Source organism: Acinetobacter sp. UBA3461, assembly GCF_002381195.1.
GTDB lineage: Bacteria > Pseudomonadota > Gammaproteobacteria > Pseudomonadales > Moraxellaceae > Acinetobacter > Acinetobacter schindleri.
Genome location: NZ_DFRO01000026.1, coordinates 58,422 through 70,686, shown reverse-complemented (window position 1 = coordinate 70,686; position 12,265 = coordinate 58,422). Strand labels below are relative to the sequence as shown.

Genomic DNA, 12,265 nt, shown 5'->3' with positions numbered 1-12,265 from the left:
TATTTCCGCAATGAATTGTTGAACAATCCCCCCTCCTTACTTCGCTTGCTTTCATGCATTATTGAAGACATCTTCCAGATGTGGCTTGAACTATGAACTTACAAACGCTTCCCGGCCTGTTTATCTCCCATGGCTCTCCAATGCTTGCCCTGAATCCTGAACAGGTGGGTCCAGCACTGGAGCGTTTAAGTGTCAATTTGCCACGTCCAGAGGCAATCATTGTAATGTCTGCCCACTGGGAAAGTAATGCACTGGAAGTAAATACCGGTATTCGTCCAGAAACCTGGCATGATTTCCGTGGCTTCCCGCCTCAACTATATCAACTACGTTATCCTGCGCCGGGTCAACCAGAACTGGCTGAACAGATTCTCGGCTTGCTATCTGAAGCTGGCTTTAGCGCCTATGCCAATAATTCACGCCCGCGTGATCATGGCGTGTGGATGCCGCTACTACACATGTATCCGGCTGCAGATATTCCGGTGGTAGAAATTTCCCTGCCCATCAACATGACTGCACATGACATTTATAAAATTGGTCAAACGCTGGCACCCCTGCGTGAGCAGCAGGTCCTACTGATTGGTTCAGGCAGTATCACGCATAACCTGCGAGAGCTGGATCGTAGTGGACAATCCAATGTTGTTCCAGAATGGGCATCGACCTTCCGCAATTATGTGGTAAGCAAACTCGCTCATAGTGACTATGAAGCCGTATTGGATTGGCCAAGTATTCCTTACCTGGAACGTAATCACCCGACCCTGGAACACTTTGCACCGATTTTCTTTGCAATGGGAACTGGTACTCGTTTCAGTCTGGTGCATAGCAGCTTTAGCATGGGTTCACTGGGTATGGATATCTATCGTTTTGATTAGGATTTAAAGGCTCTATCTGAGCCTTTTTTCTTAGGCCTAAGAAAATCTTCCTGTCTTATTTTACTCATCATGCAATTTTCATGGATACATTTTGCTACCTAAAGCTTCAGAATGTATCCATATTTTTTAAAAATGAATCGTTTAAGCTTAAGTCTGATTTATTTGCTTCATGACTATTCAATCAATGAAATTAAAATACTTAATTATTGCGTTATTTCCTTTAACCCTTGCAGCTTGTCAGTCCAATGATGTCCAAAAAGTAGGAGATCTTGCCGTGTCCGTATTACAGCAACAAAATGCCGCCAATACTTTGAGTGCTTATGAATGGCACATTGATACCGGTGCAAAAGAACATATGGTGCTGAGCTTCCATGATGAGAATCGTTTTAGTATCACTACCAGCTGCAATAGCTTGGGTGGTAGCTGGAAAATCTCTGAGGGTCAGCTGGAAACTGGCACCTTAATCTCAACCATGAAAGCCTGTGATACCAATGCCATGCAACAGGAAAAGCTGGTAGGTGAAATTTTTAATGATGCCCGTATTCCATTTAGCTTAAATACCAGTGATGCTCAAAATCCGGTTTTGACTCTGACCGTAAACGGAAAGGCTTACGTCTTCACAGGGAAGATGACGCCAGAAGCCCGTTATAATGGTCAGGCTGATATCATTTTCCTGGAAATTTCTCCTGAAACCAAAGCTTGTACCGGTGTAGCACAGCAAACCTGCCTTCAGGTGCGCGAAGTCAAATACAATGAGCAGGGCTTAAAAACTCAGGTCCATAAAGATTGGAACCTGTTCTATGACCAAATCGAAGGCTTCCAGCATACGCCAAATGAGCGTCAGGTAATTCGCGTAAAACGCTTTGAAATCAAGAATCCGGCAGCAGATCAGTCTAAATATGCCTATATATTTGATATGGCCGTCGAGCGTGAAGCAGTAAAAGGCTCGCTATAAAATATTTTTATAACAGAGACAAAAAACCGAGGCTATGGCCTCGGTTTTTTTAAAGCTTAAACTAAGTCAGACTTAGAATACGCCTTGAGCAAGCATTGCATCAGCAACTTTTACGAAGCCCGCAATGTTTGCACCGTCAACATAGTTCACAGTACCGTCTTCTTTAGTACCGAATTTCACACAGTTACGGTGAATTTCTTTCATGATTGCATGAAGACGTTCATCAACTTCTTCGAAAGTCCAGCCAAGACGCAATGCGTTTTGAGACATTTCAAGACCAGAAGTTGCTACACCACCTGCATTCGATGCTTTACCTGGAGCGTAAAGGATTTTCGCTTCAACGAATTTCTCTACAGCACCTAGAGTAGATGGCATGTTTGCACCTTCAGCAACACAGATTGCACCGTTTGCAAGAAGTTTAGCAGCATCATCAGCATCTAGTTCGTTTTGAGTTGCACATGGAAGCGCGATATCACACTTAATACCCCAAGGACGTTGACCTTCAAGGTATTCAAAACCGTGTTTAGACGCGAATTCAGAAATACGGCCACGTTTAACGTTTTTCAGCTCCATCACTTCAGCAAGAAGTTCATCAGTGAAACCATCTTTAACATAAACAGTTCCCGCAGAGTCAGATAGAGAAACGACCTTAGCACCTAAGAACATTGCTTTTTCAGCAGCGTACTGCGCAACGTTACCCGAACCAGAAATCGTCACAACTTTATCTTTGAAGCTATCGCCACGAGTTTTCAGCATTTCCTCAGCGAAATACACAGTACCGTAACCAGTTGCTTCAGGACGAGCCAATGAACCACCGAAAGACAAGCCTTTCCCAGTGAATACGCATGAAGTGTCATTGCTGAGCTTCTTCATCATACCGGCCATATAACCTACTTCACGGCCGCCTACACCAATGTCACCCGCAGGGATATCAGTATTAGAACCAAGGTGACGATAAAGCTCGATAATTAACGCTTGGCAGAAACGCATGATTTCGCCTTCTGACTTGCCTTTAGGATCAAAGTCAGAACCACCTTTACCACCGCCCATAGGCAAAGTAGTCAAAGCATTTTTAAACGTTTGTTCAAAGCCCAGGAATTTCAGGATTGAAAGGTTCACAGATGGGTGGAAACGCATACCACCTTTAAATGGACCAATCGCTGAGTTGTACTGTACGCGGAACGCACGGTTTACTTGAGTTTGACCTTGGTCATCTACCCAAGAAACGCGGAACTGGATCGCACGCTCTGGTTCAACTAGACGTTCTAGTAAACCGTGAGCTGCATATTGTGGGTTCTTTTGAATGAACGGCCACAAGCTTGTCATCACTTCTTCTACAGCTTGAAGAAATTCTGGTTGATGTGCATCACGTGTTTTAACGTAATCTAGGAACTCATTAAGTGTGTTGTATTTCAACGCTTAATCCTCAGCAGAAAATGGATCAAAATTGGTCAAATTTACAATCAATGTTAAATTTTGGCGCAAAATATTAAATATCTTTTGTAACCAATCCACAATAGTTTTTTTGAAAAAATATGAAAATTAATTTTATAACAGTTATTTATATTTATTATGAATTAAATTTTTGAATAGCAAAATATCAGTGGAATCAAAGTCTAAATTCTTATTTATGCATGATAATAATGCATATTGGTTACCTTAATTGTGCACAAACAAGCCGATCAAAATATGCTAAAATTTGTAATTCTGACATATTTTGTTTCACCTCCTGAAATGCTCACTGTGAGCGGCTTTGAAATATCATGAATTCGCAGATTTCCCTCATCCAATCCATTGATGCGTTATTGCCACAGACCCAATGCGGTTTGTGTGGTCATCGTGATGGCTGCCTACCCTATGCTCAGTCCATTGCCGAGGGAGAAGAAGCCAACAAATGTGTACCTGGTGGACAGCCGGTGGCAGATGCCCTTGCTCAATTGTTAAATCGTCCTAAACTTAGTGCTGAGCCAAGTGTCTGGCCCATTCAGGCTGATGGGCGTCCTCAGCGCATGAAGGCAGTGATTCGTGAAGATGAATGCATTGGCTGTACCAAATGCATTAGTGCCTGCCCGGTCGATGCCATTATTGGCTCAGGAAAACTGATGCATACGGTACTGACAGATTTGTGTACTGGCTGCGAACTGTGTATTCCACCCTGCCCGGTCGACTGTATTGATCTGGTGGAAGATACTCATCCACTCATGTCAGATGAACAGCATGTGCAGGAACAGAATGATCTGCGCCAACGTTACTATGCACATATCCAACGTGAGGAAAAACGCCGCATTGACCGTAAAGGTCCTGTGGTACGTGCTGAAATCAATACCGAACTATTTGCCGAGTTCTCTGCACAAAGTCAAAATGTGCCCGTGATTGAAGTGGTGGAAAAGCCTAATGAGGATGGATTGATCCAGGACGCCAAAACTACGATTGAACTGGCCAAACTGCGTACCCAGATCAAGAAACTTGAGAAACAGCTGTCTGTCCGCGAAGATGCAGGTAAACGCACCCAGCTTGCCGAACTAGTGCAGCAATTACAGGATTTACAGGGATAAGATGATGACAAACATGAGCGGAAAACCTGTAAAGAACATGACCAGAAAACAGATTCAGACTTTTTTTGAACGCTTACGTGAACAACGTCCGAATCCAAAAACTGAACTGAATTATTCTAATCCTTTTGAATTGCTGGTCGCAGTAACGCTGTCAGCCCAAGCCACAGATGTCAGTGTCAACAAAGCCACAGACAAACTGTTTCCAGTCGCCAATACGCCGGAGGCAATTTATGCTCTAGGTGTCGATGGTTTGAAGGAATATATCAAAACGATCGGTTTATATAATTCCAAAGCAGTCAATGTGATTAAAGCCTGTGAAATGCTGATTCAGAAGCACAACAGCATCGTACCGGACAATCGTGCAGACTTAGAAGCCCTGCCGGGTGTAGGTCGTAAAACGGCGAATGTAGTGCTGAACACGGCCTTTGGTCAACCGACCATGGCGGTCGATACCCATATTTTCCGGGTCGGTAATCGTACCGGACTTGCGGTTGGTAAAAATGTGCTGGAGGTTGAACACCGTCTGATCAAAGTCATTCCCAAGGAATTTATCATTGATTCACATCACTGGCTGATTTTACACGGTCGTTATACATGTATTGCACGCAAACCAAAATGTCATGAATGTGTGGTCGCTGATGTCTGTAACTGGCCGGACCGTTTTGACTTTGGTGCATTGAAACCAATTGCAGTTAAAAATACTGACTGATCCCTTAAATGAAAAAGCTGAACTCTGGTTCAGCTTTTTTTGTCTCGTTCAGCAGATAAGAATGCTTATTTTTGCTTTTCCTCTAACTGCTGTTGCATTTTTTTGCGCTGCTCTAATTCAGCCTGTAATTTCGGGTGCAATTGTCGCTCTGGGGTTTTGTCCCTATTTTCGATTTTTTCCTGTTTCTGCACTTTGTTTAGCATTCGGTAGCTCATGACCAGAAGGCCTGCTAGAACAACCAAGAACACCACCATGAGCAATAACAAACCAATTTTCACAGTCGCAATTCCTTTAAAGATGCAGAAATAAAAAGAGCCCTAATATGACTTAGGGCTCCCTGAATGTCAAAATTATCGTGAAATGATTATTTTGACTGATCCAGAATCGCGAACAGATCCGCTTGAACTTGTTCAATTGGACGTAGACCGTTCAATTTGTCATAAGTTGGTGCATTTTCACCTGATGCAGCACGGCCTTGATAGAAGCCAACCAGCTGTTCAGTTTCAGTATGGTAAGAACCTAAACGTTTACGAATGGTTTCTTCCTGGTCATCAGGACGTTGAACCAGATCTTCACCAGTTTCATCATCTTTACCTTCCACTTTTGGTGGGTTGTAAACAATGTGGTAAACACGACCAGAAGCCGGGTGCTGACGGCGGCCAGAAAGACGTTGCACAATTTCTTCGTCCGGTACATCAATTTCAATCACGTGATCGATGTTGATGCCTTCGTTTTCAAGCGCTTCAGCTTGTGGAATAGTACGCGGGAAGCCATCAAAGATGCAGCCATTTACACAGTCAGGCTGTGCAATACGTTCTTTAACCAGACCGATGATCAACTCATCAGAAACCAAACCGCCATTGTCCATGACGCTTTTAGCTTTTAAACCTAATTCAGTTCCTTCACGAATTGCAGCACGGAGCATATCACCGGTTGAAATTTGTGGGATATTGTAGCGCTTACAGATCAACTGAGCTTGTGTACCTTTACCTGCTCCAGGTGGTCCGAGTAAGATAATGCGCATATATAAACATCCTCATTTTTTAACAATGTATAGGACACCAAATGTCTGGACATCCCCAAAGGTATCCAGCATTTCAGCGTCTCGTTATAAGAAAGCCACAAACAAATGGATTAAACCCGCGACAAAGCCGGTTACTCCACCCAATACAATCAGAATCCACTCATCTTCCTGAAACGCAGGTCGTAAAAGATTCTGAAACTCCTTCGGTGTTAACTCGCGTATGCGGTCTCTAAACATTTGATAGATTTTCTGTGCACGGCTCGCATTAAACGCAGGGTCGCATACAGGCACCATCGTAATTTCAATTGAGCGATCGATCAAGTCTGTCTTGAGTTTTGCATACTCTCTTGGCCCCAAGGATAGCTGTAAAGAGGTGCGAACCAATGGAGTTTCCATAATTTCGTTAATGTGACGCTTGACGATCCGGCGGGTTTTTTCTTTCTTACCACCATACATCATTTCTGTCATGATCGATTTTAACGTAATCAGATCTTCTGTCACTACACTTGCGAAGACGTCAGAGACTTCTTCCTGACGTTTCATAAAAGCACCTTGTATGTTATAGGTGCCAATACGTGGAATAACCGGTTTGATCCATGGAAACTTGCGGCTCTGCGTGCGGGTGAAGAACTGCGGGTATTTCACATAGTGTGGTTCTATCGGATTGAAGACCATCCAGATGGCAATCCAGTTGGTCAGGAAACCCCAAATTGCTGCCCAGAATGGTACGGTCCAGTGCCAAGGCACCACGAACCATACGATCATCTGGAACAGACCAAAGAACATACCAATTAAAGCACTGATATGCCAGATAAAGTTAATTTCTTTCTGTCCAACCTTCAGGAACATGCGTACCATCAGACGGCGGTCACCCTCCATTTGACTGACCACCATGTCACGCATATCCACAAGTGACTCGACGTTCATGGTCAGCTCAGTCACTAATTCGCGCAACACATCCGGCAATTGCTTGTGTGCCTGAGAATAAATACGGCGCTTGATGGAATACGGCAAGTTTTCCCACAAAACTGCATTACGGTCGATCATGACCTCATCAATCAGATGTTCAAGTTCGAAACCGACCTGTTCACCGATGATGCGTGCCATATCATCCGGGTCCATCGCCTGGAGAAACTCCTGGATCGATCCCAGTTTAGACAAGGTATTGTCTGTGATAATTCCTGAAATTCTTCCTGCTTTGCGTGGCACAATGCCCTGCCAGCCGACAGGCAATGGACCAATATGGAATCCCCAGAACGTGATTGGATAGAACACCATTTTCAGGGCCATCCATACGTGTGCCCAGGTAACGAATGCAGTGACAGGAATGATACTGAGCACGGCCCAGAAATCTGGACGCATCAGAAAGGCTTGCCACAACTCGTTAACGTACTCAAGCATGTATAACTTCCATATTTAATTCTTTGTTCACAGAATACAATTTTCTTATCAAGTCGAATATTTTCTCTATAAACCGATACTTAAAGTATAGGAGAATTGTAGTTGAGGTTCGATTTCGGCCACAACATGTCCACTTCGGCTTTTCATTTCCTCACCAGCACCGATTCCGACACTGAAGGTACTGATCCGTTCTGAACTCAGCATGACATAGGATAAATCTACCCCGCCCCCCAGACGTGCTTCATATTCTCCATCTACTTTCTTACTCTGGATATGTCCGGCATAAGCCCCGACATAATACCCATTTTTATCTTTTCCTGTGAGGTGGGCCGGGTACCGAAAGCCAACTTGTGCACCAAATGGCTTGTCATCGTCCAGAAAAACACCACCTTTGACATATGTGATTCCATACGGATTCACCCACTCAGTATTCAGATGAATCATATTCCGGGTAAATCCTGCCCCCACATTCCAGGTACTTGCCTGACTATCGCTCAGTTTTGCTTCAGATCTATACGTAAAATCATCTGCATAAGCCGTATTTGCGATGAAAGCAAATGCCAGCAAAGGGTATAATTTATTCATTCCTTTTCACCAATATCCTTGATTCATTATAGTTTTAAGGTATCGTCCTTTTTTTATTCAATTTGGACTTTAGCAGAATTATCAACACAGTTGTATACAACTGCAGACAATTTTAATGTCTGCAAAGTCAACGTTTAGCAGATGGGTAGCCCACTCGTATTTCAATATCCAAACCAGGTCAGTTGGGTTAGAATAACGCACTTTCATTCCTATCCGTGTTCAGGTCTAAGTCGATCTCGTATGAAGCAGCATTTTCCATTAAAAAATGTACAGCAAGAAAAACGCATTTATCGCAATCGTGTGTTTTTCTCGATTGGCTTGGTCATCATCTGCATGCTGCTACTAATCAGCCGCTATGCCTATTTGCAGATTGTCAGCTTCGATGAGTTCAACACTGCTTCTGACCAGAACCGTATCCGCCTGCAACCACTTGCGCCTGCACGTGGCTATATCTATGACCGCAACGGCGTCCTTTTGGCAGATAACTATCCGGTATTTACCGCGACCTTAAGTCGTGCCGATGTTGAGGATATTGATGATACGATTAAGCGCCTGATCCCGATTCTGGAACTGAACGAAGAAGATATCGAGCGTTTTAATAGCCGGATTAAAACTGCAAAAAAAACAGAACGTGTTTCTATCAAACTGAATCTGACCGAAACTGATATTGCCCGCTTTAGTGAAATTAAGCACCTGTTCCCAGGGGTAAAAATTGATACCCAGATGACCCGTTACTATCCACATGGTGAATTGTTTGCACATGTGATTGGTTACGTGGGCCGTATCAATGACAAAGAATTAAAAAGTATTGATAAGGATCTTTACGCGGGTACCAACCTGATCGGGAAAATCGGGGTCGAAAAATCCTATGAAGAGCTGCTCCACGGTGTTCCCGGAAATGAATCAGTCGAAGCAGATGCACATGGTAATGTGCTGCGTCATCTTGGACGTAAGGATCCGGTACGCGGGAATGACCTGTTTTTATCTTTAGATTATGGCCTGCAAATGGTTGCTTCCGAGCAACTGGCGGGACGTCGTGGCGCCATTGTTGCCATGGATCCAGGTACAGGGGAAATTTTAGCACTGGTTTCTAGCCCAAGTTTCAACCCGAACCTGTTTGTAACCGGAATCAGCACCAAAGATTATTCTTACTTACGTGATAACCTTGATCAGCCGTTGTATAACCGGGCGGTGCAAGGAACTTATCCTCCTGGTTCGACGATTAAACCGATGTTTGGCCTGGGTGGCCTTCATTATGGCCTGGTCGATTGGGATACAGCGATTTCCGATCCCGGCTATTTCACTTTGCCGGGTGATAGTCACCGTTTCCGTGATCATAAGAAAACTGGACATGGCACTGTAAATCTGCATAAAGCCCAGGTGGTTTCCTGCGATACCTATTTCTATGTCATGTCCTATCGTATGGGCATTGAACAGATGAATGACTGGATGCGTCAGTTTGGTTTTGGTGAAAAAACAGGTGTCGATCTGCCAAGTGAAAGCTCTGGTCTGTACCCAAGTCCTGAATGGAAAATGCGTACCCGCAACTCTAAATGGTCACGTGGTGAAACGATTTCTGTGAGTATTGGTCAGGGTGCCTTTACAGCAACACCATTACAGTTAGCGATGGCAACAGCAATTACTGCCAATCATGGCAATAAAGTCGTACCGCATGTCCTGCGTGAAAGCCGTGGCGCCAAGGCATTTAAAGTTCACAATGGCACGCATGGCAAAATTGATTTTAATGGTAAGGAAGAAGACTGGTTCAAAATGCGCGATGCCATGGTTGATGTGATTCAGTCAGGTACGGGGCGCGGTATTAAAGGCGGCCTGCAATATAGTATTGCCGGTAAAACCGGCACAGCACAGGTAAAAAGTATTGCGCAGGGTAAACGCTACAATGAAGCCCTGCTGACTGATCGCCAGCTTGACCATGGTCTGTTTGTCGGTTTTGCTCCTGCAGAAAAGCCTGAAATTGCCATTGCAGTAATTCTGGAGAATGGCCGCGGCGGTAGTGCAGCCACTGCACTCGCCCGCCCTATTTTTGATTACTGGTTACTGCATAAAGATAAGAATCCGGTACGCCCACTCAATCATCAATTAAGTGGGGGACTGATGACCGCCGGTATTAAACCTGGCGAGCTACCAAGTGGTGCAAGTATGCTTAGCCCTGATGCTGCGGCAACACCTAACAGCACGGATGCACCACAAACTTCCTCAAACGCAACATCGAATACATCTCGTTCGAGCTCATCTGCAAACTCTGCACCAGCTGTAGAAGGAGATTAATATATGAAAAATCAGCTACGAATTATTGGTGGTGACTGGAAACGCCGTCAGCTTGCCTTTGCCAGTATTGACGGTTTACGTCCCACCCCGGACCGTGTCCGTGAAACCCTGTTTAACTGGCTGATGTGGGATGTACAGAATGCCAAGGTGCTGGATATCTGTGCCGGTTCTGGTGCTTTATCCTTTGAAGCACTTTCCCGCGGTGCAACCAGTGTGGTGATGATTGAACCGGATCGTACTCAGGCACAATTTCTGAGCCAGAATCTGGAACTGCTTCAAGTCACCAAAGCACGTGCACAACTGAAAGTAACCACGGCGCAGCAGGCTTTGCAAATTTTGAAAGATCAATTTGATCTGGTCTTTTTAGACCCGCCTTACAGCTTGGACTTATGGACTTCTCTGGCTGAACTTGCTGATCCGCTAATCAAGCCTGAAGGCCTGATTTATGTCGAAGCAGATCGGGATTTAAATACTTTGCAGCTCCCCTCTTCTTGGCAACTGATTAAAAATACCAAGGCTGGGACAGTACGTGCAGGCTTATATCAGAAAAAGTAAATGAATATTTGCACAATAAGTATTAAAAAAGGATTCCTGTATGGAATCCTTTTTTGTGAAATGTAAGTTATAAATAGCTGATCTCTTAACGGCGATCACGCCAGTCACGGTCTTCCCGATCACGTTTCCAATCACGATGATCTCTATCTTTCCAGTCCCGGTCACCATGGTTACGGTCATAATGTCCATTACGGTCTCGATGGCCACGATAATCATCATCCCAAGGATCGACCATACAACCGGTTAAAGCCACTGCCAGCACAGATGACAGTAATATCATTTTTTTCATTTTCATCACCTCTTCCTTTCTGCACTCTGCCAGTATCAAGCGATTTCATGGAGAGTGCACGCAGCCATTGTTGGTCTCCTGTACCGATTTGTTTGCTTTTATTCACCATCAAAATAATTCAACTATCTTCAAATAAATTATTTATCTGAACTTCGACTAAGCTGTGCACAAATACAGCTAAATATTAGCTTGGCTTTTTCAGCAATCTTTTGAATACTGCTGGCTTTATTTATTGACTGATCAGAATGACTTGGCTGTTATTTATTTTAGGCGCAATGATCGCAGGATTTGTACAAGGTCTTACCGGTTTTGCCTTCGCTTTAATTGCCATGTCATTTTGGGTATGGGTACTCAGTCCTCAAGTTGCTGCCCCCCTCCTTGTGTTTGCTTCGATTTGGAGCCATGTCATTTCATTATCGAATGAAAAAAAGCATGTTCATTTGTATAAAGCACTTTACTTACCGTATTTAATTGCCGGACTGATCGGCGTCCCGCTCGGCACCTGGTTACTGAATATCATTGAGGCACATACTTTCCGTATCTTACTGGGTATGTTCCTCGTTATCTGGTGTCCACTCATGTTGTTGAATCCTCAGATCCGACTGATTCAACATTCAGGCAAAACTGCAGATGCCAGTATCGGTTTGGTAGGTGGCATTTTAGGTGGCTTGGGAGGGTTTTGCGGTTCCGTACCTTCTGCCTGGTTAATGCTCAAACAGCTCCCTAAAGATCAGCAGCGCTATATTTTACGTCATTTTAATTTCGCCATTCAGATGTTTACCTTGGCAGCCTATCTATATCAGGGCAATTTAAATCAGAGTCACTTGCCCTATATGGCTGTACTGATTCTTGCAGTCAGTATTCCCGCTATTTTGGGTGCGCGCCTATTCCATCGCATTTCAGCACTGCACTTTAAGCAAATTGTTCTTGGACTACTTTTCAGTTCAGGATGTTTCCTGCTGCTTAAAGAGTTGATCCATTAAACTGTTCCAAAAAGGCCAAAGCCTTGTCCTACTTTGCTTTCAGCCAGTTTA

General features: G+C 44.1%; 13 protein-coding genes. 7 read left to right on the top strand and 6 right to left on the bottom strand.

What is annotated here, in order from left to right:
- Positions 1-92 precede the first annotated feature (92 nt).
- Together B3D47_RS06405 and B3D47_RS06400 are read left to right on the top strand one after the other, a co-directional pair.
- On the top strand, positions 93-869 hold the full coding sequence (locus B3D47_RS06405) for a dioxygenase (protein WP_286860700.1): 777 nt from the start codon (positions 93-95) through the stop codon (positions 867-869).
- 184 nt (positions 870-1,053) lie between these two features.
- Complete coding sequence (locus tag B3D47_RS06400; protein WP_286860698.1) at positions 1,054-1,824, top strand: META and DUF4377 domain-containing protein; 771 nt, start codon at positions 1,054-1,056, stop codon at positions 1,822-1,824.
- 72 nt (positions 1,825-1,896) lie between these two features.
- Here the strand turns inward: B3D47_RS06400 and gdhA are convergent, their stop codons facing one another.
- A complete protein-coding gene (gene gdhA, locus B3D47_RS06395; protein WP_004810752.1) occupies positions 1,897-3,240 on the bottom strand; it encodes an NADP-specific glutamate dehydrogenase in 1,344 nt (447 codons plus the stop codon).
- Positions 3,241-3,587: 347 nt separating this feature from the next.
- Between gdhA and B3D47_RS06390 the strand changes: the two genes are divergently transcribed.
- Both B3D47_RS06390 and nth read left to right on the top strand, forming a co-directional pair.
- Positions 3,588-4,379, top strand: coding sequence for an RnfABCDGE type electron transport complex subunit B (locus tag B3D47_RS06390; RefSeq protein WP_286860696.1), 792 nt, complete (start codon positions 3,588-3,590; stop codon positions 4,377-4,379).
- 4 nt (positions 4,380-4,383) lie between these two features.
- Positions 4,384-5,088 carry an endonuclease III gene (gene nth, locus B3D47_RS06385; protein WP_286860693.1) on the top strand — a complete coding sequence of 235 codons (705 nt, stop codon included), beginning with the start codon at positions 4,384-4,386 and terminating at the stop codon, positions 5,086-5,088.
- A 65-nt stretch (positions 5,089-5,153) separates the two neighbouring features.
- On the opposite strand, the gene B3D47_RS06380 is transcribed toward nth, so the two are convergent.
- The 4 genes from B3D47_RS06380 to B3D47_RS06365 all read right to left on the bottom strand — a co-directional run bounded on the left by B3D47_RS06380 (position 5,154) and on the right by B3D47_RS06365 (position 8,098).
- On the bottom strand, positions 5,154-5,366 hold the full coding sequence (locus B3D47_RS06380) for a hypothetical protein (RefSeq protein ID WP_005221304.1): 213 nt from the start codon (positions 5,364-5,366) through the stop codon (positions 5,154-5,156).
- 86 nt (positions 5,367-5,452) lie between these two features.
- Entirely contained in the window at positions 5,453-6,112 is a 660-nt protein-coding gene (gene adk / locus B3D47_RS06375; RefSeq protein ID WP_004810758.1) for an adenylate kinase, read from the bottom strand.
- A gap of 84 nt (positions 6,113-6,196) precedes the next feature.
- Positions 6,197-7,513, bottom strand: coding sequence for a membrane protein (locus B3D47_RS06370; RefSeq protein ID WP_004810761.1), 1,317 nt, complete (start codon positions 7,511-7,513; stop codon positions 6,197-6,199).
- Positions 7,514-7,579: 66 nt separating this feature from the next.
- Positions 7,580-8,098 carry a hypothetical protein gene (locus B3D47_RS06365; protein WP_286860690.1) on the bottom strand — a complete coding sequence of 173 codons (519 nt, stop codon included), beginning with the start codon at positions 8,096-8,098 and terminating at the stop codon, positions 7,580-7,582.
- A gap of 240 nt (positions 8,099-8,338) precedes the next feature.
- Here B3D47_RS06365 and mrdA point away from each other — a divergent pair, with 240 nt between their 5' ends.
- Both mrdA and rsmD read left to right on the top strand, forming a co-directional pair.
- Positions 8,339-10,387 (top strand): penicillin-binding protein 2, encoded by a 2,049-nt coding sequence (gene mrdA, locus B3D47_RS06360; RefSeq protein WP_034433937.1) that lies wholly within the window; start codon positions 8,339-8,341, stop codon positions 10,385-10,387.
- A gap of 3 nt (positions 10,388-10,390) precedes the next feature.
- Positions 10,391-10,942 (top strand): 16S rRNA (guanine(966)-N(2))-methyltransferase RsmD, encoded by a 552-nt coding sequence (gene rsmD, locus B3D47_RS06355; protein WP_163171761.1) that lies wholly within the window; start codon positions 10,391-10,393, stop codon positions 10,940-10,942.
- 85 nt (positions 10,943-11,027) lie between these two features.
- Here the strand turns inward: rsmD and B3D47_RS06350 are convergent, their stop codons facing one another.
- Positions 11,028-11,231 (bottom strand): hypothetical protein, encoded by a 204-nt coding sequence (locus tag B3D47_RS06350; RefSeq protein ID WP_004810769.1) that lies wholly within the window; start codon positions 11,229-11,231, stop codon positions 11,028-11,030.
- A 245-nt stretch (positions 11,232-11,476) separates the two neighbouring features.
- On the opposite strand from B3D47_RS06350, the gene B3D47_RS06345 reads away from it, so the two are divergent.
- The gene (locus B3D47_RS06345) at positions 11,477-12,214 is read left to right on the top strand and encodes a sulfite exporter TauE/SafE family protein (RefSeq protein ID WP_248603137.1); all 738 of its coding nucleotides are present in this window, start codon (positions 11,477-11,479) and stop codon (positions 12,212-12,214) included.
- Positions 12,215-12,265: the final 51 nt, after the last annotated feature.